Source organism: Pseudomonas xionganensis (genome assembly GCF_009763245.1).
Classification (GTDB): Bacteria; Pseudomonadota; Gammaproteobacteria; order Pseudomonadales; family Pseudomonadaceae; genus Aquipseudomonas; species Aquipseudomonas xionganensis.
The window spans coordinates 39,855-58,514 of record NZ_WKJZ01000005.1; the positions used below are offsets into that span (position 1 = coordinate 39,855).

The following is an 18,660-nucleotide window of genomic DNA, read 5'->3' on the forward strand; positions in this document are numbered from 1 at the left end:
TGGTTCACATGAACCTGCCTCCATTTCCTGTTCAACCTCCGGCTGGCAATCAGCGCGTGACCATGCCGCCGATGTCCTACAGGACATCACTTCACTGTGGGTTTGGGTCTCACCTAACAGAGCGCCTGACGAGTTGGCCGGGGTCATGGTTCACATGAACCTGCCTCCATTTCCTGCTCAACCTCGTGCATGTCAAACCAAGCTGCGGGCTAGGCAACCGAAGACCGACTGGCATGCCAATCTGATTTTTGAGCACGCCAACCGCATTGCGATAAAAATACTTAGCTGCCTATGAAATTCGAAGCTCAATCTCATTGGCGATTATGAAAATTATCACAAATACGTTGACGAGCTACCCTGGGATGCATATGATCCGATCCATCAACCAAGGATTGCACCATGTCCCACAGTCTCGACAGCGTCGGAAAGCGTGTTGCTTATGCTCGGAAATATCGGAGCCTGACACAGCAGGAGCTCGCTGATCGAGCCGGCGTCGCGCAGTCGAGCCTGGCGTCACTGGAAGCGGGACGCAACAAAGGCTCACGCAGCCTAGTGAGCCTTGCCAAAGCATTAGACGTACCTGCCGAGTGGCTCGATAGCGGTCATAACCATGAACAAGCTATGGAGTTGCTTAGCGGTAATCTGCGCAAGATCCCATCGGCTGAAGATCAGAATGTTCAGAGAATGCTCAACAGCGCCGTTCCCGGCGAACAATCCTCAGCTTTCCTTCAATCTGATGTGAACCCTCCAGCAAAAGCACAGCCAATTGGCTTGAAGTTACTGGCATGGACTGTTCGCTCACTGCTTGAGCCCGAGACCGCTTATAAACAAAGCTTAGAATCGCAGCGCCGTTTTGGGTGGGCTTATCCGCATAGCGCGCGCGCATTTTTACTCCGCGCTACAAGGGATTTTGTTATTCCAGAGTTGCGTGAAGATGACCTCCTCTTGATTGAGCCAGATGCTCCCGTTAAGACCGGCTGTGACATTGTAGTCGTATGCTCTGATGATGAAATCCGACTAGGCCGTGTCACGGAAAACGCTCTCGGGAAATTTCTGTTGGTTGTGATCGAACAGGGCAAGGAAGAACTGCAACCTCTAGATGCTAGTGTCCGCATTGTTGGGGTCATTGATAGCCTCTCTCGGAGGAACTAATTTTTTGCCCTAAATAATCGTATTTACGATTTTATTTTATATATAATTATCCCTTTGAGAATTGAAATGCGCCGAATCATGCGACTGAAAGAAGTAATGCACGTGTGCGGAATATCACGCAGCACCGTTTATCTATGGATGATCCAGGGACGATTTCCCCAGAACCGCCAGATAGGTGGCGGCAGAGTTGGCTGGGACAGTAATGAGATCGAGCAGTGGGTGAACCTTCAGCTCGATGGTGAAGAGGTTGGCCGGGAGAAAGGTCATGAGCAGCAGTCAAGAGCTCATCAGCATTAAAGAATTCCAACGTCGGGTCTGGGGTGAGAACGGTACGCCCTTGAGTCGCCAATCAATCCGCAATCACCTCCTCAACTGCAAGTTGCCAGGTAGGCAGGTAGTCGGTAACTGGTACATCGACTGGAGCGAGTACCAAGCGCAAAACGCGGATGACCTCGTTGAAAAAGTGCTAGCAGGACGATGATTAATGGCTCGACCACGGAAAAAAAATAATCGCGAACTGCCCTTGAATCTGTATTACAACAAAGACACCAAGGCCTATCGCTATAAAGACACCATTAAGAACAAATGGCACCACTTCGGCTTTGACCGTCAGAAAGCCATCAAGAGCGCACAATTTTTGAATGCAAAGTTGATGGTCAACACCGATCTGATTGCAGCGGTGATGGCTGATCACACACTGACAGTTTCTTCATTTATTGAAGAGTACAAAGAAAAAGTGATGCCGGGGAGACATCTCAAGAAAAGCACCGAGGAGAACTACTTGATTCGCCTGAAGCAAATTGATAACGCCTTCGGTCGCCTGCCATTGAACATGGTGTCACTCAAACAAATCAGCGATTTCCTAAGCGCAATCGACTCTAACCGCGCCAGTAATCAGGCGAGAGCACGCATCATCGACCTGTTTAACCAAGCCGCTGCGCGTGGTCTGGTAGAAAATAACGTGGCTGAAAAAACCCTCAAACGTAATGAGCGCAAAGTACGAAAGCGTCACACCAAAGAAGGTATCAAGGCCATCCGCGAACATGCACCGATGTGGCTGAAGAATGCCATCGACCTGGCTCTGCTGATTTCGCAACGCCGCTGCGATCTACTGAATCTGCGTTTTGATGGCATCAAAGATGGCTACATGTACGTCATCCAGCAAAAAACCAGCGATCAAACTGACGCATCATGGCTGAAGATGGAGATCACGCCTGCCTTTCAAAAGGTTATTGATCAGTGCCGTGATGAGGTGGAGTCCCCCTTCCTAATTCACCGCCAGCCGGATCGAAAGCGCGACTGCGAAAATAAAGAACATCCCACTCAAATTACAGGCCACTACCTTAGCACCGAGTTTAAAAAGGCCCGAGACGCAGCTCAGTGTTACCCGAATTACACAGCAAAAGAGATGCCCGGCTTGCACGAGATCCGGGGCACCTCTTTGAAGATGTACCAGCTGGCAGGAAAAGACGCTCAGAAGATCGCCGGCCATGCCAGCCCCGACATGACCCTGAATTACCTCAAGGGCCACGAATTTGCCGAATGGGTCGAGGTCTCGCCTGACCTGGACATCAGCGAATTCACCGACGACTAAGCGATCCCCCCAACAAACCGGAGCACGTATGAACAAAGAAACTCGCGACATCATTACTGTCCGAAACAATGGCCCGCTGATCGTACGTACCAACTTTTGGCGCACCGCAACATGCCGCACGGGACTCCCCTTCCTTTGCTGGAATGCAGGCACTGCAAGACTCTTACTGCCAGCAACTCTTGAGCATTGCTTGCTTGACATGGCAGCGGCTAAACACGTGATCATCTCCCTGTGCAGCGCCACTAATAGCAGGAATGAGGTCTTGGAAATTATTTTCGAAGATCTCAGTGGCATGCCACTTACGCTAGTCATTGGCACTGATCAAGCAGGAGGGATTCCAGCGGAGAGCACGCTAGAGAGTTTTCCCCTTACGGTCTGGACAAAAGAGGGACTAGAACAAAGTCATTCTGCGGAGTTTCGACGGGCCAATTAGCAGCCCTGCATCTGCTCATAGGAAGTCTCTTTGCCAACGCAGAACTTCGAGACTGAGTGATTAGCGCGCCACCAACCTCCCGTACGCCCTCACAAGAGTACGGCTACCTGGCGCGCACAACCAGCAACTGGTCAACCTGTGTGGTATACGACCGGCTAATCAACTCGCGCTTCATGCCCCAGCCTGGTGAGGCCGGCACGCTCCCAGGGCGAAGGGTACCTCGCCCCCATCTGTTATTAATCGCATCCAGCACTGCCATGACTTTCTGGGAGTCCGCGGACTGCATGGGCGCAAACAGATCCTCGGTGAACTCCCCTCGCTGGCACAAATCGAGCAGCAGCACTTCAGCTTTTGAGAAGGCAAATCCTGGGCGATATATCTGCTCCAACCCTTCTAGGGCCAAGCGAGTTATCAAACGCGTGTCGTCACTCGGATACGGCAACTCAAGCAGCGCTCCCCTGGCAAACCTTGGCTCATCGGGATTGAACATGCCTGTGCGAATACTGACTCGCACACGCTTACAGACCGAGCCTTGGGCCCGAAGCTTTTCGCAGGCCCGGGCTACGTATGCGGCAACGGCCTCCCGAATTGGCGCCAGCTCGTGTAACCGCACCCCAAACATCCGGCTGCAACAAATCTCCTGCTTGGGCGGAGCAGCATCATCGAGTTCTGCGCAAGGAATGCCTTGGAGCTCTCGCGCAGTTCTCTCCAGAACCACGTTAAAGCGTGCGCGTAATGTGGCCGTGTCTGCATGAGCGAGGTCAGCGGCAGTTTTGATATTCATGTCATGCAGCCGCGCCGCCAATCGAGCCCCTACGCCCCAGACCTCCTCTACGGGAGTCACCGCCAATAGCTTGATCCTTCGGCTCGAATCGGTGATGTCGACTACCCCGCCAGTCTGTTTCTGCCAACGCTTCGCTGCATAGTTAGCAAGCTTTGCCAACGTTTTGGTAGGCCCGATCCCCACCCCTGTTGGGATACCTGTAACAGCCAAAATCTTGGCCCGAATTTCTCGCCCCATCGAATCAAGGTTTTGGAGAACGCCGGTCAACTCAGCAAATGCTTCGTCGATGCTGTACACCTCAAGAGCAGGTACCATGCTCTCGATGACAGTCATCACGCGCTCACTCATGTCACCGTACAGGGCGTAGTTCGAGCTAAAACCAACCCCACCCGCAGCCTCAAAAGCTCGGCGGATTTGAAACCAGGGCGCCCCCATCTTGATACCCAGCGCTTTGGCTTCAGCGGTTCGACTGACTACGCAGCCATCGTTGTTAGACAGCACCACAATGGGTATCCGCGCCAGTGCCGGGCGAAACACGCGCTCACAGCTGCAATAAAAAGCATTGCAGTCGATCAGAGCAAAAACACGATCAGGCATTGGCCCGCCCTGCCCTGCACAACCCCACAAATACCCCCCAAATCTGAAAGTCTTCCGCTTCCAAGACGTAGCGTGGTGGGTACTGAGGATTAGCTGACGCCAAAATGACCTGGTGCTGGTCACCACTGAGTATCTTTAGAAGCAACTCCCCATTGAGACAAGCCACCACAACATCGCCACGGCGAGGCGTCAGGCTTTTGTCTACGAGCACCAGATCGCCATCGAGGATGCCGAGCCCTTGCAGGCTATCGCCTGCTACGCGCACCACGTAGAGCTGAGGGCGGTGCAGCTGAAAAAGCTCATCGAAGGAGATACGCTGCTCAAGATGATCCTGGGCAGGACTAGGGAACCCAGCCGGAACGGACGGGAGGTAGAACGGGAGGGAGGCGGTCGTTCGAGAAACTGAGCCCAGGATAGTGATGCTGCTCACGATAAATGCCGAATACTGTACGCATACACAGTATATCGCACATCTCGAAACTGCATAGCCAGGGTATGAGAACAGGGCCTGTCCTGCCCCACCACGGCGCCTGCTCTCGCACCTGCTAGGTTAGCGCTCAGTGACATCCTTCAGTGCATGAAATCCATGGAGTTCCTTATCCCAGAGGTAGCCGCCGAGCTTCGGGACACTGACAAACCACTCGCGACGCTCACCATCAATGGTCAGAACGATCCGGCGATTGCTGACGAAGTCACCGTCGAAGCTCATTGAGTAGTCATCAACTTGCAGTCTCTCGCCCGGCGCAATCACGGCAGAAACTGCAATCCCATCCTTGAACGCAGAGCCTGCTGCCTGGTACTCATCGACACCATCATCTGTGCTCGCATACGCATACAGTGACCGGCAGATATAGGTGATGGGCTTCGCTGTTCGATTCACCAGCCATACGGGCTGTTTGTCTGAGCACCGCGGGAAAAACGGTATTGCCAAGTACAAGCCAGAGGGCAGTTCCTGCTCGTAGGCGTCGAGGTTAGCCAGCGCGATCAAATCAGCGATCTCTGCGCGACGCTGCGCTAGCACAGCGAAGACATCATCATCCATTCGCGGGCGAGCCCCGAGAAAAGACTCAAGGGCATCGCAGGCAGAGGTCACCCGGACGTAGCGAGCCAGTTCATCTGCGTGACGCTCAGCTACCAGTGGATGGCAGTCACTGGCCAAGCGTGATGCCCGGCTCATGACCTCATCATGAATCGGTCGGTGATACATCTGATCCTCGTAGTGATACGACCTTATCGTATCAGTCGAAAGAAAATTTCCTTGTCAGTTCCCTACTGAAGCCACCAACAGCGAACAAATACTGAGCCTGCCTTCACCGCAGGCCCCGACAATAGGTGTTGTCAGCTTTGAGTCAGCCATTTCCCGTAAGCATCAATGTCAATCATCGGCACTGTGCCACTGAATTGAAGCTGTGCAATCAACCTAAATAAGAACGCGGTCGCCGGCTTATTTTCCTGCACAAACTTGAACGTGTTATCGCTGACATCATGAAAATAATGTCCGTGCGAAGCCACGCAACCGATATCCAATCGGCCATCATGCATATCTACCTTAAGTGCCTTGTCGAACGATGATCCGAGCGCCGGACTCCAGTCGCTCTCGAACGTGAGCAAACCACCCAGGATTGGGATGAGCGGTTTAGCTGGATAGGTACCACCTGCATAGGGGATAGGCAGACTAGTGCGATGAAGCTTGCGAACGCTAGCGACTTTCTGCTGGGCGTAGGCCACAAGTCCTGCTGTGGCGGTTTGCTTCGCTTCGAAAACGGCATAAACGCTTTCTGCCGGAACGATGATCTGCTCATCAAATTTGAAGATGAACGGTGAGTACTGTCGATCAAAAACTACAACATCAATCTGCTCACTGAAATTACCCAGACTGTCCACCACGAAAGCTTTTGCCGCTTGGTAGCGCTTAGGTAGGTATGTTTCGAGCATATCGAGCCATACACCCTCACTGGCATCACCTTTTACCCCAGGGTGTTGGAGCGCTTTGCGGGCTATGCCCAGACGAAGCTGGATATCATCGTGCAGGGACGCAAGCAGAGTTGAAAGTGACCACGCTGACATACAGCCTCCATCAAATAGGTACTGACAGCCGAGATAAGAGTTTGACGAGCAGGAGTGAATCACTTCTGCTCGGCCAAGCTGATTAGCGATCTTGAAAAGCAGGGGTTGGTGACATTGCTTGGGCAGTCTGCAATGCCGTCCTTGCAGCGACAGCAGCGTGGGGGTATGCCCCCAGGATGATCGAAGGGATAAGCCGTTGGTTGATATCGGAGAAGGTAAATCCTGGGCCATTGGCCTCACGTGGGCCGGTCAGCTTAACTAGATCCTCGATCACCTGAGTGCTCAAACCCAGCCCTTCCAACTTGGAGCTCAACAAATACCGCCTCTGTGCATCGTCCGGTCGACCAAACGTTAAAACCTCTGCCGCACGTCGTTGAACGGCAGGATCCAACGCTTTCAACCGGTTCGTGCACATTAAAACTGCCGCCGGCAATTTCTGATTGGCAATACGATCAATGCCGCGAATGAAGGCGTTAACCCCCGCTCGATCCTCATGGTGCATCTGCGCGTTTTCTCGGGACTGAGCCAATGCGTCGGCCTCGTCGATTAACAACAGAACCGCACCACGCGCCTTACCGCTTGTGCTCTTAAGCTTCTCCGCAGCCTCAATGGTGTAGTCGAATGCCGCCGATACCAGCTGAGTCATCTCTCCTACGCGCCCTTGACCGCGAGTCGCAAGGCTCAATGGGTAGAGGGTGATATCGATTCCCTCCTGCCGAGCAACAGCGTCCCCGATAGTCTCTGCCAGCTCAGTTTTACCCGAGCCGACATCACCTGCCAGCACTGCCAAAGGCGGTCGACGCAATACGGTATCTATTGCAGCGCGCGCTTGCGGATGATGTTTCTCGGCCCACTCCTGCAAGCCAAAAGGATTGACCAGCAAGCCCAATACCTTGGCTAGTCGCTCCTTCTGCTCGTCCAAACCAACCAGCCGTGACAAACGCTCCTGAGGCTCAAAGTCTGGGAAACACACACGCCGCTCGAACAGTTCATCCAGTGACGGTTTGACGTTCATCAGAAGCTCCTTACGCTTGCACGATTGAGGGCGCGACCACCTGCCGAGTAGGTCTTGTCGCTTTCGAGATATCCGCTGATTCCCGGTGCTGATGCGCTGCCGCGCTCAAACGGCAAATCTTTAAGAGTGCTCTCTTTGTCAGCCGACGAGGCGTTAAGGTATTTCGCGCTGTAGGTCAGGTAGCTATAGAAAGACGCACCAGATACATCCCGCCCCTGGCGAACGCGCCCAGGGTCATCATCTGTGCCTGACCCAACAAGATCTCCAGCGGTATAACGCAAAGTGGGTTCGATCCAGTCGTCGCCACGTTTGAAGCCGTAAGTCACCTCTCCCAGGTAACCAGCCTTAAGCAGCACAACCAATTCCGCCTCGTACTCTTCGATCCAGGTATCACAGGGGTAGCCATAGAAGCGCTGCATCCGCCGCAGGTCAGTCGCTACCTTTGCTGCCATATGGCGAGCATGCGTAACAGTGAAAGTTTGTGTTTCAGCAACGGTAAAACTGTAGGAAGACATGGCGTACTCACCCCTGGAAAGAAGAACCGAAGACTTTCTGCCAATAGCCCACCGTCAGCTGTTTGGTCGGCGCGTAGAGCGCTGCATCGATGGCATCGCCGGCATCCATCGCCGCATCGATGATCACGTCGACATTGCGCTGGGTGTACAAGCGCGCCACGTTGTTATCGGGGTTGACTGGATCAATGATCTGCACCAAATCGGTCAGAGGGCCGACTTTAGAGGCCGCGTAGTTGTCCTCAAAAACGATGCGCTCGCGCAATTCACTGGTAACCAGGTAGGTGAAGAACGCTTGTAAGGCTTCGGGATAGTTGGAGAAGTCCACGCCGTTGTCGCACAGCTTGGCCATAATCAGCTCGATCATGAAGGACTTGAACCGGAAATCCTGACGCTCCTGTTTCATAAGGCGCGCCCAGTATTTGGCTAGGCGGACAACCTGAGCGAAATGCGTCGGAGCCGCACGCTTACGCGCCTTGGCAAACTCAAGATGCAGCGGAATACTCGTTTCCAGAAAGGAGCCGTCTTCCTGACTGACTAGGTTGCCCCGCCAATGCGGCAAACCGGAGTACAAAACCGGTACGACATCGACATCCAGGCCGGAGCCCCGGAACGACACGGTCACCGAGTAGGTCTGCGGTTTGACTTGATCCGCACTGAAATTCGGGAACGCTTTACGTAGTCGCTCCGCCAGATAATTAAGCAGGTCGCGGATGTCATGAGGGGCATCAGAGCCGCTGATGTAGACCGCAACGTCAATGTCATTCAGCGAGCGAAGAGCCGTACCCTTAGCCAAGCTGCCCGACAGCATCATGCGTTTCAGTGAGAAGTCGGGATGATCCGACAGATACCCCTCCAGCTTGTCCTGCAAACGACCAGCCTGCTCCCGGTACTCCTTCGCTTTCTCCTTGGGCAGGTTCACCTTTTCTTCGGCAAACCGCGCTATATCCTTGTGATCGACATGCTCTTTTGACATCTCATCCCCCTTTGGAGATATGTACAGTGCTGAAGGCCGGGCGATGAGCTCAAGGGGCATGTCGTCTAGCCGGACAAAAAGTTCGGAGTAGCGAACTTTGTGACAGACTGCGCGCGTCTTCCGTCCTTGTCAAACGATTTGTTCGGAATCGTGGTATATTTTCAGAACCTATGAAGGAGATACGACGATGGCTACCCGTCTCGGCGAGAAACTCCGCGACCTGCGCAAGCAGCGAGGGCTGACCCTGGAAAAACTCGCGGACATGGCTGGGTTGAGCAAGAGCTACTTATGGGAGCTGGAGAACCGAGAATCCCAACGCCCCTCGGCAGAGAAGCTCACCGCCTTGGCAGATGTCCTAGGAGTAGGAACAGCCTACTTTTTCGAGGATGATCTACGAGAGCCAGAGGAAAAGCATCTCGATGAGGCTTTCTTCCGCGGATACAAGAATCTTGAGCCGGATGCTAAGGCGCAGCTGAGGAGGATTCTGGATACATTCAAAAAGGACTTTTGATAATGCCTGAGCGCGAGGTGTGGACGCCGCAGAAAGCGGCTATTCGCTTGACCAAGATCTGTGATCGAGTCAGCGAGGTGCATGGAGTTGCACGCTTCCCCGTTGATGTCAGCGAGCTCGCGCTAGGCACAGCGGAGGTTTTCAAATGGCCGGATCCGATTGCCAAGGTGGAATCCGTCGACATTAAAGGATTCGACGGAGCGTTATTCGCTAACGATGCACGCAATCGCTGGATGCTGCTTTATAACAACGGATTAACATCTCCTGGCCGGATCCGCTTTACCCAAGCTCACGAGCTGGGGCATTACATTCTCCATCGCCTGAAGCGTGACGAGTTCAGGTGTAGCAGTGATGACATGCTGTCTTGGGAGGAGAAAAACATTGAGGCAGAAGCCGACCTGTTCGCCTCCTTCCTATTGATGCCGCTCAACGACTTTCGTAGCCAGCTCACAACAGATGTCAATATTGAACTGCTGCGCCACTGTGCAATGCGTTATGGCGTCTCACTGACCGCCGCCGCGCTGAAATGGATTGAATGTACCGAGGAAAGTGCGGTACTCATTTTGTCCCGCGATGGCTTCATGAAATGGGCGTATTCCAGTGCGGCAGCACGCCGAAATGGGGCCTTCTTCCGCACCCGCCAGAAGGTCGTGAAAATCCCTACGGGTTCACTAGCTGCGTGCCCAACGGTTACCCAGGAACGCGCCGGGGTTGAGCTCCCGGCATCACTCTGGTTCCCTCATGCAGAGCGGAATGCCTGCGTGCGAGAAATGAAGATTCAGTCCGAGCAGTACGAGTACGTCATTACCCTGCTCTGTCTTTCTCGGACAGCTTCGTTCTGGCCGCCTTTCACAACAGACTGGCAATCTGACATCCGCCGCAAATGAGCACCATCAGCTGATTTACCATATATCCCCAGCCCTTCGCCTGAGGCCCATCGAGCGACCTCCACATCCTTGATTGACGCTGTCATCACGTCCAGGCCTCGCCACGAGGTAACACGAAGCGACTTCTCCGCCCCCAGCTGCCAGGGGTTTTGCTGGAATTTTGCAGGAATTTTGCAGGAGCCAGAAATAAAAAAATCCAGTCACCGCTAAGTGACTGGATTTTTGGGGTTTTTTGGTCGGGACGGAGTGATTCGAACACTCGACCCCTTGCACCCCATGCAAGTGCGCTACCGGGCTGCGCTACGCCCCGAGATTTACATCTACTCCCAGCACTGCTGAAAGCGGTGAGGACTATACATTAAGCTTTTGAAATAAGGCAACTTTTTCTTTTGTCTTATTTACGCAGAACCTGCAGAACATCCTCAAGCTCGGCAATCATCTGCTTGATCAGCTGGCGATACTGAGTAGTGTCGTCCTTAGCCTCATCTCCAGAGAGACGCTGACGCGCCCCGCCGATGGTAAAGCCCTGATCATAGAGCAACGCGCGAATCTGCCGAATCATCAACACATCCTGGCGCTGATAGTAGCGGCGGTTACCGCGCCGTTTCACCGGATTGAGCTGCGGGAACTCCTGCTCCCAGTAGCGCAGTACATGCGGCTTGACCGCACAGAGCTCACTCACCTCACCTATGGTGAAATAGCGTTTGCCGGGAATCGCCGGTAGTTCGTCGTTATGACTTGGTTCCAGCATATGCCTCAACCCTGGCTTTAAGTTTCTGGCCTGGACGGAAAGTCACCACACGGCGGGCCGTGATCGGAATTTCCTCTCCCGTTTTTGGATTACGACCGGGGCGCTGACGCTTATCGCGCAGATCAAAGTTACCGAACCCCGAGAGCTTGACCTGTTCGTTGAGCTCCAGCGCTTGGCGGATCTCCTCAAAGAACAGCTCCACCAACTCCTTGGCTTCCCGTTTATTCAGGCCCAGCTCTTCATACAGACGTTCGGCCATCTCAGCTTTCGTCAGAGCCCCCATACGCTACTTCCTTAACGTGGCGTTGAACCTTTGTTCCAGGGAGGTGAGGATATTTTGCGTTGTGGTACTCACCTCATCGTCATTAAGAGTGCGCGATGGATGCTGCCAGGTCAAGCCGACCGCCAGGCTTTTTCTATGCGGATCAATGCCTTTACCGTGATAGACATCAAAGAGCTTGAGGTCTGTCAGCCATTCCCCTGCAGTTTCACGAATTGTATCCAACAAAGCCGCAGCCGGAACCCCTTGATCCACCAGCAAGGCAAAGTCGCGACGCACTTCGGGAAAGCGCGAAAGCTCCTTGAATGCAGGCATGCGACCCTGGATAACCTCGGCCAGAATCAATTCAAACAGAAAGACCGGCTGATCCAGATCCAGTGCTTTGCCCAGCTCCGGGTGAATGGCGCCGACGAAGCCAACCAGACGACCTTCACGCTCAATCCGCGCAGTTTGCCCTGGATGCAACGCAGCATGCTCACCAGGTACAAAGCTGAACTCATCACCGGCACCGGCCGCAGCCAACAAGGCCTCAACATCAGCCTTGATGTCATAGAAGTCGATCGCTTCACGGCCATGCGCCCAGCTTTCCGGCAGACGCGAACCGGTGATTACACCGGCCAACATCGGCTCCTGCTTGAGGCTGTCCAGCTGCCCCACGAAACGCAAACCGCTTTCGAACAGACGCACACGGGTCTGCTGACGATTGAGGTTGTGCTGGAGGGACTTGATCAGGCCCGGCCAGAGCGAGGCACGCATGGCAGCCATATCGGCAGAAATGGGATTGGCCAGCATCAGCGGCTCGGCATCTGGACTGAACAGCTCGAACAGCTTGGGATCGATAAAGCTGTAGGTGATGGCTTCCTGATATCCGCGCGCTACCAACAGACGGCGTAAAGCCGGCAACTCGACCACGGCCTCGGCCTTGGCCTGAGGCGCCAGGCGTGCCTGCGGATAACGAACCGGCAGACGGTTGTAGCCATACAGGCGACCCAACTCCTCAATCAGATCGACTTCGATGCTGATATCGAAGCGGTGGCTGGGCACCGCAACCTGCCATTGACCGGTGCCATCGGCACTCACGCCCAACCCCAAACCTGCAAGCAGGCCAACCACCTCTGCATCGTCCAGCTTAAGGCCCAGCATCTGCTCGACACGCTCGGCACGCAGGGTAATAGGCGCCACCGCAGGCAACTGCGCCTGATCGACCACCTCGATAATCGGACCCGCTTCACCACCCACGATATCCAGCATCAACTGCGTGGCGCGCTCCACGGCTTCGCGGGCCAACTGCCAGTCTACGCCACGCTCGAAGCGGTGCGAGGAATCGGTGTGCAGACCATAAGAGCGAGCCTTGCCGGCAATGGCAATGGTGTCGAAGAAGGCGCTTTCCAGGAACAGGTCACAGGTCTTGGCGCTGACACCACTGTGCTCACCACCCATCACGCCAGCAATCGCCAGGGCACGGTTATGATCCGCGATCACCAGGGTGTCGGCACGCAGGCTGACTTCCTGACCATCCAGCAGGACAAGCTTCTCGCCCTCCTCGGCCATGCGCACGCGGATGCCGCCGTTGATTTCGGCGAGATCAAACGCATGCATCGGCTGACCCAGTTCAAGCATCACATAATTGGTGATATCCACCGCTGCATCGATGCTGCGCACATCGGCGCGACGCAGGCGCTCAACCATCCACAGTGGGGTCGGCTTGGACAGATCGACATTGCGTACCACACGACCGAGATAGCGCGGGCAAGCCTGGGGCGCCAGCACTTCAACCGGGCGCACTTCCTCATGGCTCGGCGCCACGGCGGCAACCACCGGACGGGCCACCGGAACGTCGTAGAGCGCCCCCACTTCGCGAGCCAGCCCTGCCAGGGACAAACAGTCACCGCGATTGGGCGTCAGATCGACTTCAATGCTGACATCATCCAGATTGAGGTAGGCACGAATATCCTCACCCACCGGCGCGTCAGCCGACAGCTCCATCAGGCCATCATTTTCTTCGCTGATCTGCAACTCGGCGGCCGAGCAGAGCATGCCATTGGACTCGACCCCGCGCAGCTTGGCCTTCTTGATCTTGAAGTCGCCCGGCAGTTCGGCACCAATCATGGCGAAGGGAATCTTCAGGCCGGGGCGCACATTGGGCGCACCACAGACCACCTGGAAAGTCTCTGTGCCATTGCTGACCTGACAAACCCGCAGCTTGTCGGCATCCGGATGCTGCTCGGTGCTCAGCACCTCACCCACCACTACACCGCTGAAGGCACCGGCCACCGGGGTCACGCTATCGACTTCCAGGCCCGCCATGGACAGGCGCGCCACCAGCTCGTCACGGGAAACTTGCGTGTTTACCCAGCTACGCAGCCATTGTTCACTGAATTTCATACTGTCTGTTCTCCTGAACCAATTCGATTACGGAATGCGAGGGCTCTAGCGAAATTGCGCCAGGAACCGCAGGTCGTTATCGAAGAACAGCCGCAAATCATTGACGCCATAGCGCAACATGGCCAAACGCTCGACACCCATACCAAAGGCAAAGCCCTGGTACTTTTCGGGATCGATACCAGACATGCGCAGTACGTTCGGGTGCACCATGCCGCAGCCCATGACTTCCAGCCAGCCGGTCTGCTTGCACACGCGGCAGCCCTTGCCGCTGCACATCACACACTGCATATCGACTTCAGCCGAAGGCTCGGTGAAGGGGAAGAACGAGGGGCGGAAACGCACACCCAGGGGCTTCTCGAAGAACACCCGGAGAAATTCCTCGATGGTGCCCTTGAGGTCGGCAAAGCTCACCCCTTCGTCGACCAGCAGGCCTTCAACCTGGTGGAACATCGGCGAGTGGGTGATATCGGAATCGCAGCGATAAACGCGGCCAGGACAGACAATGCGGATCGGAGGCTGCTGGGATTCCATGGTGCGCACCTGTACCGGCGAGGTGTGGGTACGCAGCAACATATTCGCGTTGAAATAGAAGGTGTCATGCATCGCCCGCGCCGGATGGTGGCCGGGGATATTGAGCGCTTCAAAGTTGTGGTAATCGTTTTCCACCTCGGGGCCTTCGGCGATGCCGTAGCCAATCCGAGTAAAGAACTGCTCGACACGCTCCAGAGTCCGAGTCACCGGATGCAGCCCACCGGACGCCTGACCACGGCCGGACAGGGTCACGTCAATGCGCTCGGCCGCCAGCTTGGCACTCAAGGCCGCCTCTTCCAGCATGGCCTTGCGACTGTTCAGGGCATCCTGCACCTTGTCTTTGGCGGCGTTGATCAGCGCACCAGCCTGAGGACGCTCCTCGGCAGACAGATTGCCCAGGGTCTTCATCACCTGAGTCAGCTCGCCCTTTTTGCCCAGATAGTGGACCCGCAGTTGCTCCAGGGCACTCACATCGTCGGTGTGGCTAACGGCCTCAAGCGCTTGCGAGACCAGCACATCCAGATTTTCCATTTACAGACTCCAGATACGAAATAGGGGAAGAGCAAAGGCTCTTCCCCTATTGGTGACGTTCAACACCGAGCGAACCCGGTGATTGTCGGGGACTTAAGCCAGTACGGCTTTCGCTTTCTCGACAATCGCAGCAAACGCCGCTTTTTCGTTCACTGCCAGATCAGCCAGAACCTTACGGTCGATCTCGATGGACGCTTTTTTCAGGCCGGCAATGAAACGACTGTAGGACAGACCGTTAACACGAGCACCAGCATTGATACGAGCAATCCACAGAGCACGGAACTGACGCTTGCGCTGACGGCGGTCGCGGTAGGCGTACTGGCCTGCCTTGATCACTGCCTGCTTGGCAACGCGGAATACGCGCGAACGCGCACCGTAGTAGCCCTTAGCGAGTTTCAGAATTTTTTTGTGACGAGCACGAGCGATAACGCCACGCTTAACACGAGCCATGAGTAATTTCCTCTATCTTGACCAATTAACGAACGCGCAGCATGCGCTCGACTTTTGCCTTGTCCGACGGACCGATCAGCGAGCTGCCACGCAGCTGACGCTTACGCTTGGTGGACATCTTGGTCAGGATGTGGCTTTTGAAAGCGTGCTTGTGCTTGAAGCCGGTAGCGGTTTTCAAAAAACGCTTGGCTGCACCACTCTTGGTTTTCATCTTTGGCATGTTCGGATACTCCGCATTCAGTTGATAAACATAACCGCAAGGCCTGCCGTGCCCTGGTGGTTACTTCTTCTTTTTGGGGGCGATGACCATGATCAGCTGGCGTCCTTCCATCTTTGGATGCTGTTCAACGGTGCCGTATTCGGCGAGGTCGGTTTCGACTCGCTTCAACAACTCCATGCCCAGCTCCTGATGTGCCATCTCACGGCCGCGGAATCGTAGCGATACCTTGGCCCTGTCCCCATCACTAAGGAAACGTACCAGGTTGCGTAGTTTTACCTGGTAATCCCCTTCCTCCGTCCCTGGACGAAACTTGATTTCTTTGATCTGGACTTGCTTCTGATTCTTCTTCGCCGCTGCTACCTGTTTCTTCTTTTCGAACAGGTGCTTGCCGTAGTCCATGATACGACATACGGGCGGGACAGCATCAGCAGAAATTTCTACCAGATCCAGCTTGGCCTCTTCAGCCACGCGAAGCGCTTCATCAATAGAGACGATGCCAATCTGCTCGCCTTCAGCGCCAATTAACCGAACCTCGCGAGCCGAGATATTCTCGTTGATCGGGGCTTTCGGTGCAGCTCGTTTATCTTGTCTCATTTCACGCTTAATAATGATTACTCCGAATCTTGGCGACCACGCCGGGAAACCGCCTGCGCAAGGAATTCAGCGAACTGGCTGACCGGCATGGAGCCCAGATCAGCACCTTCGCGAGTGCGCACAGCGACAGTTTGCGTCTCGACCTCACGATCCCCAATAACCAAAAGATAGGGAACCTTGAGCAAAGTATGCTCGCGGATTTTAAAGCCGATCTTTTCATTTCTCAAGTCAGACTTGGCACGGAAACCGCTTTGGTTGAGGTTTTTCTCCACTTCCAGAGCAAAATCGGCCTGCTTGTCGGTGATATTCAGCACCACCGCCTGAGTTGGAGCCAGCCAGGCTGGGAATGCACCCTCATAGTGCTCGATCAGAATCCCGATAAAGCGCTCGAAGGAGCCGAGAATCGCCCGATGCAACATCACCGGGTGTTTGCGGCTGTTGTCCTCACTGACGAACTCCGCCCCCAGGCGCACCGGCAGGTTGAAGTCCAGCTGCAGCGTGCCGCACTGCCAGACCCGGCCCAGGCAATCCTTCAGGGAAAACTCGATCTTCGGGCCGTAAAAGGCACCCTCGCCCGGCTGCAGATCATAGGGCAGCCCGGCACTGTCCAGCGCCGCAGCCAGAGCAGCTTCGGCACGATCCCACAATTCATCGGAACCAACGCGCTTTTCCGGACGAGTGGAAAGCTTGAGCTGGATATCACTGAAACCGAAGTCGGCATAGACCGCCTGGGTCAGCCTGATAAAGTCGGCCGACTCGCTCTGCATCTGCTCTTCGGTGCAGAAGATATGCGCATCATCCTGAGTAAAGCCGCGCACGCGCATGATGCCGTGCAGCGCTCCGGACGGTTCATTGCGGTGACAGGCGCCGAACTCGGCCAGACGCATCGGCAGCTCGCGATAGCTCTTCAAGCCCTGGTTGAACACCTGCACATGGCATGGGCAGTTCATCGGTTTGATCGCGTAGTCGCGGCTTTCCGACTCGGTGGTGAACATGTTCTCGGCATAGTTGGCCCAGTGGCCGGACTTCTCCCATAGCGAACGATCGACCACCTGCGGCGTCTTGATCTCCAGATAGCCATGTTCACGCTGCACCTGGCGCATGTACTGCTCCAGCACCTGGTACAGGGTCCAGCCATTGGGATGCCAGAACACCATGCCTGGCGCTTCTTCCTGGGTATGGAACAGATTCAGGCGCTTGCCGATCTTGCGATGATCGCGCTTCTCGGCCTCTTCGATGCGCTGGATATAGGCCGCCAGCTGCTTTTTGTCAGCCCAGGCCGTGCCATACACACGCTGCAACTGCTCGTTCTTGGCATCGCCGCGCCAGTAGGCACCGGACAGCTTGGTCAGTTTGAAGGCCTTGAGGAAGCGGGTATTGGGCACATGCGGACCACGGCACATGTCGACATATTCTTCGTGGTAGTACAGCCCCATGGCCTGCTCGTCCGGCATATCTTCAACCAGACGCAGCTTGTAGTCCTCGCCACGGGACTTGAACACCTCGATGACTTCGGCCCGCGGCGTCATCTTCTTGATCACGTCGTAGTCTTTTTCGATCAGCTGCTGCATACGCTGCTCGATAGCCGCCACATCCTCCGGCGTGAAGGGACGCTCGGCGGCGATGTCGTAATAGAAGCCTTCCTCGATCACCGGGCCGATCACCATCTTGGCACTCGGGAACAACTGCTTGACCGCATGACCGATCAGGTGCGCACAGGAGTGACGAATAATCTCCAAGCCTTCCTGATCCTTGGGCGTAATGATCTGCAGGGTCGCATCGCCATCGATCAGATCACAGGCATCCACCAGGCGGCCATTGACCTTGCCAGCCACCGCGGCCTTGGCCAGACCAGCACCGATGGACTGCGCCACCTCAAGAACAGAAACAGGATGATCGAACGAACGCTGACTGCCGTCAGGAAGAGTAATAACGGGCATGGCGCCTCCTCTCCTAGTGGTGACCTCTACCAAAGGCCACATGGGTTGGGATGAGCCAGGAAGCGATTCAGCGGCATAACTGCCTTACAGCGGCAGGAGCTTGCGAGCCAAGCCATACTGAACCAGAGTCACTGGAGGTAATAAGCAAAAACAGCCGCCGGATGCTTGCAGAAAGCCGCTGCTGCAGCAAGCCAGGCAATAAAAAAGGGCCGCCTAAGCGACCCTTCTTTACGTATCTGGTAGGCACGATTGGACTCGAACCAACGACCCCCACCATGTCAAGGTGGTGCTCTAACCAACTGAGCTACGTGCCTGCAATGGAGGCGCATTCTACGGAGGCGCCCGCAGGAGTCAACAGTTATTTTCGCTAACTGCCTGAATAATTGAATTTTTTAGCTGAACAGCTGACGTTGGATATTTTGCACAGGGTACTAGCCGGCTAATTTCAAC

Annotated in this window: 22 protein-coding genes and 2 tRNA genes; 7 read left to right on the forward strand and 17 right to left on the reverse strand. The window is 55.1% G+C overall.

What is annotated here, in order from left to right:
* From GJV18_RS18595 to GJV18_RS17960, 5 genes are all read left to right on the forward strand, one after another.
* A partial coding sequence (locus GJV18_RS18595) for a hypothetical protein (RefSeq protein ID WP_218572190.1) occupies positions 1 to 295 on the forward strand: 295 nt, incomplete at its 5' end.
* A gap of 104 nt (positions 296 to 399) precedes the next feature.
* Positions 400 to 1,152 (forward strand): LexA family transcriptional regulator, encoded by a 753-nt coding sequence (locus GJV18_RS17945; protein WP_160347863.1) that lies wholly within the window; start codon positions 400 to 402, stop codon positions 1,150 to 1,152.
* A gap of 78 nt (positions 1,153 to 1,230) precedes the next feature.
* Positions 1,231 to 1,449 (forward strand): helix-turn-helix transcriptional regulator, encoded by a 219-nt coding sequence (locus tag GJV18_RS17950; RefSeq protein ID WP_233280218.1) that lies wholly within the window; start codon positions 1,231 to 1,233, stop codon positions 1,447 to 1,449.
* Positions 1,450 to 1,636: 187 nt separating this feature from the next.
* Positions 1,637 to 2,746 carry a tyrosine-type recombinase/integrase gene (locus GJV18_RS17955; protein ID WP_160347865.1) on the forward strand — a complete coding sequence of 370 codons (1,110 nt, stop codon included), beginning with the start codon at positions 1,637 to 1,639 and terminating at the stop codon, positions 2,744 to 2,746.
* A gap of 28 nt (positions 2,747 to 2,774) precedes the next feature.
* Positions 2,775 to 3,179 (forward strand): hypothetical protein, encoded by a 405-nt coding sequence (locus GJV18_RS17960; RefSeq protein WP_147810657.1) that lies wholly within the window; start codon positions 2,775 to 2,777, stop codon positions 3,177 to 3,179.
* Positions 3,180 to 3,282: 103 nt separating this feature from the next.
* Here the strand turns inward: GJV18_RS17960 and GJV18_RS17965 are convergent, their stop codons facing one another.
* The 7 genes from GJV18_RS17965 to GJV18_RS17995 all read right to left on the reverse strand — a co-directional run bounded on the left by GJV18_RS17965 (position 3,283) and on the right by GJV18_RS17995 (position 9,130).
* The gene (locus tag GJV18_RS17965; RefSeq protein WP_160347866.1) at positions 3,283 to 4,560 is read right to left on the reverse strand and encodes a Y-family DNA polymerase; all 1,278 of its coding nucleotides are present in this window, start codon (positions 4,558 to 4,560) and stop codon (positions 3,283 to 3,285) included.
* A complete protein-coding gene (locus GJV18_RS17970) occupies positions 4,553 to 4,990 on the reverse strand; it encodes a LexA family protein (RefSeq protein ID WP_160347867.1) in 438 nt (145 codons plus the stop codon). Before GJV18_RS17970 ends, GJV18_RS17965 begins: the two co-directional genes overlap by 8 nt.
* A 120-nt stretch (positions 4,991 to 5,110) precedes the next feature.
* Complete coding sequence (locus tag GJV18_RS17975; RefSeq protein WP_160347868.1) at positions 5,111 to 5,767, reverse strand: hypothetical protein; 657 nt, start codon at positions 5,765 to 5,767, stop codon at positions 5,111 to 5,113.
* 131 nt (positions 5,768 to 5,898) lie between these two features.
* On the reverse strand, positions 5,899 to 6,627 hold the full coding sequence (gene nucC, locus GJV18_RS17980; protein ID WP_160347869.1) for a CBASS effector endonuclease NucC: 729 nt from the start codon (positions 6,625 to 6,627) through the stop codon (positions 5,899 to 5,901).
* A gap of 82 nt (positions 6,628 to 6,709) precedes the next feature.
* The gene (locus GJV18_RS17985; protein WP_160347870.1) at positions 6,710 to 7,642 is read right to left on the reverse strand and encodes an AAA family ATPase; all 933 of its coding nucleotides are present in this window, start codon (positions 7,640 to 7,642) and stop codon (positions 6,710 to 6,712) included.
* Positions 7,642 to 8,157: an HORMA-1 domain-containing protein gene (locus tag GJV18_RS17990; RefSeq protein WP_160347871.1), complete on the reverse strand. Its 516-nt coding sequence runs from the start codon at positions 8,155 to 8,157 to the stop codon at positions 7,642 to 7,644. The genes GJV18_RS17985 and GJV18_RS17990 overlap by 1 nt, the downstream gene beginning before the upstream one ends.
* 7 nt (positions 8,158 to 8,164) lie before the next feature.
* Positions 8,165 to 9,130: a CBASS oligonucleotide cyclase gene (locus tag GJV18_RS17995; RefSeq protein ID WP_160347872.1), complete on the reverse strand. Its 966-nt coding sequence runs from the start codon at positions 9,128 to 9,130 to the stop codon at positions 8,165 to 8,167.
* Between the two features lie 187 nt (positions 9,131 to 9,317).
* Between GJV18_RS17995 and GJV18_RS18000 the strand changes: the two genes are divergently transcribed.
* Together GJV18_RS18000 and GJV18_RS18005 are read left to right on the forward strand one after the other, a co-directional pair.
* Complete coding sequence (locus GJV18_RS18000) at positions 9,318 to 9,641, forward strand: helix-turn-helix domain-containing protein (protein WP_160347873.1); 324 nt, start codon at positions 9,318 to 9,320, stop codon at positions 9,639 to 9,641.
* 2 nt (positions 9,642 to 9,643) lie between these two features.
* Positions 9,644 to 10,528, forward strand: a complete 885-nt coding sequence (locus tag GJV18_RS18005; RefSeq protein ID WP_160347874.1) for an ImmA/IrrE family metallo-endopeptidase — start codon at positions 9,644 to 9,646, stop codon at positions 10,526 to 10,528.
* A gap of 233 nt (positions 10,529 to 10,761) precedes the next feature.
* Here GJV18_RS18005 and GJV18_RS18010 read toward each other — a convergent pair.
* From GJV18_RS18010 to GJV18_RS18055, 10 genes are all read right to left on the reverse strand, one after another.
* Positions 10,762 to 10,838, reverse strand: a tRNA-Pro gene (locus tag GJV18_RS18010).
* An 84-nt stretch (positions 10,839 to 10,922) separates the two neighbouring features.
* Entirely contained in the window at positions 10,923 to 11,279 is a 357-nt protein-coding gene (locus GJV18_RS18015; RefSeq protein ID WP_160347875.1) for a MerR family transcriptional regulator, read from the reverse strand.
* A complete protein-coding gene (gene ihfA / locus GJV18_RS18020) occupies positions 11,260 to 11,562 on the reverse strand; it encodes an integration host factor subunit alpha (RefSeq protein ID WP_003243414.1) in 303 nt (100 codons plus the stop codon). The genes GJV18_RS18015 and ihfA overlap by 20 nt, the downstream gene beginning before the upstream one ends.
* 3 nt (positions 11,563 to 11,565) lie before the next feature.
* A complete protein-coding gene (gene pheT, locus GJV18_RS18025) occupies positions 11,566 to 13,944 on the reverse strand; it encodes a phenylalanine--tRNA ligase subunit beta (protein WP_160347876.1) in 2,379 nt (792 codons plus the stop codon).
* Positions 13,945 to 13,989: 45 nt separating this feature from the next.
* Complete coding sequence (gene pheS, locus GJV18_RS18030; protein WP_160347877.1) at positions 13,990 to 15,006, reverse strand: phenylalanine--tRNA ligase subunit alpha; 1,017 nt, start codon at positions 15,004 to 15,006, stop codon at positions 13,990 to 13,992.
* A 93-nt stretch (positions 15,007 to 15,099) separates the two neighbouring features.
* Positions 15,100 to 15,456 (reverse strand): 50S ribosomal protein L20, encoded by a 357-nt coding sequence (gene rplT / locus GJV18_RS18035; protein WP_160080018.1) that lies wholly within the window; start codon positions 15,454 to 15,456, stop codon positions 15,100 to 15,102.
* Between the two features lie 25 nt (positions 15,457 to 15,481).
* A complete protein-coding gene (rpmI, locus tag GJV18_RS18040; protein ID WP_003461222.1) occupies positions 15,482 to 15,676 on the reverse strand; it encodes a 50S ribosomal protein L35 in 195 nt (64 codons plus the stop codon).
* A 60-nt stretch (positions 15,677 to 15,736) separates the two neighbouring features.
* Positions 15,737 to 16,288, reverse strand: a complete 552-nt coding sequence (gene infC, locus GJV18_RS18045; protein ID WP_178113472.1) for a translation initiation factor IF-3 — start codon at positions 16,286 to 16,288, stop codon at positions 15,737 to 15,739.
* Positions 16,288 to 18,210 (reverse strand): threonine--tRNA ligase, encoded by a 1,923-nt coding sequence (gene thrS / locus GJV18_RS18050; protein ID WP_160347879.1) that lies wholly within the window; start codon positions 18,208 to 18,210, stop codon positions 16,288 to 16,290. The genes infC and thrS overlap by 1 nt, the downstream gene beginning before the upstream one ends.
* Positions 18,211 to 18,447: 237 nt before the next feature.
* Positions 18,448 to 18,524: transfer RNA gene (locus GJV18_RS18055), tRNA-Val, on the reverse strand.
* Between the last annotated feature and the right edge of the window lie 136 nt (positions 18,525 to 18,660).

Coding starts and splice junctions, on each gene's coding strand:
- GJV18_RS17985 (WP_160347870.1), bottom strand. CDS start 7,642: ATGAACGTCAAACCGTCACTGGATGAACTGTTCGAGCGGCGTGTGTGT.
- GJV18_RS17965 (WP_160347866.1), bottom strand. CDS start 4,560: ATGCCTGATCGTGTTTTTGCTCTGATCGACTGCAATGCTTTTTATTGC.
- GJV18_RS17955 (WP_160347865.1), top strand. CDS start 1,637: ATGGCTCGACCACGGAAAAAAAATAATCGCGAACTGCCCTTGAATCTG.
- rpmI (WP_003461222.1), bottom strand. CDS start 15,676: ATGCCAAAGATGAAAACCAAGAGTGGTGCAGCCAAGCGTTTTTTGAAA.
- ihfA (WP_003243414.1), bottom strand. CDS start 11,562: ATGGGGGCTCTGACGAAAGCTGAGATGGCCGAACGTCTGTATGAAGAG.
- thrS (WP_160347879.1), bottom strand. CDS start 18,210: ATGCCCGTTATTACTCTTCCTGACGGCAGTCAGCGTTCGTTCGATCAT.
- nucC (WP_160347869.1), bottom strand. CDS start 6,627: ATGTCAGCGTGGTCACTTTCAACTCTGCTTGCGTCCCTGCACGATGAT.
- GJV18_RS18000 (WP_160347873.1), top strand. CDS start 9,318: ATGGCTACCCGTCTCGGCGAGAAACTCCGCGACCTGCGCAAGCAGCGA.
- rplT (WP_160080018.1), bottom strand. CDS start 15,456: ATGGCTCGTGTTAAGCGTGGCGTTATCGCTCGTGCTCGTCACAAAAAA.
- pheT (WP_160347876.1), bottom strand. CDS start 13,944: ATGAAATTCAGTGAACAATGGCTGCGTAGCTGGGTAAACACGCAAGTT.
- GJV18_RS17950 (WP_233280218.1), top strand. CDS start 1,231: ATGCGACTGAAAGAAGTAATGCACGTGTGCGGAATATCACGCAGCACC.
- GJV18_RS18015 (WP_160347875.1), bottom strand. CDS start 11,279: ATGCTGGAACCAAGTCATAACGACGAACTACCGGCGATTCCCGGCAAA.
- GJV18_RS17960 (WP_147810657.1), top strand. CDS start 2,775: ATGAACAAAGAAACTCGCGACATCATTACTGTCCGAAACAATGGCCCG.
- GJV18_RS18005 (WP_160347874.1), top strand. CDS start 9,644: ATGCCTGAGCGCGAGGTGTGGACGCCGCAGAAAGCGGCTATTCGCTTG.
- GJV18_RS17945 (WP_160347863.1), top strand. CDS start 400: ATGTCCCACAGTCTCGACAGCGTCGGAAAGCGTGTTGCTTATGCTCGG.
- pheS (WP_160347877.1), bottom strand. CDS start 15,006: ATGGAAAATCTGGATGTGCTGGTCTCGCAAGCGCTTGAGGCCGTTAGC.
- GJV18_RS17975 (WP_160347868.1), bottom strand. CDS start 5,767: ATGTATCACCGACCGATTCATGATGAGGTCATGAGCCGGGCATCACGC.
- GJV18_RS17995 (WP_160347872.1), bottom strand. CDS start 9,130: ATGTCAAAAGAGCATGTCGATCACAAGGATATAGCGCGGTTTGCCGAA.
- GJV18_RS17990 (WP_160347871.1), bottom strand. CDS start 8,157: ATGTCTTCCTACAGTTTTACCGTTGCTGAAACACAAACTTTCACTGTT.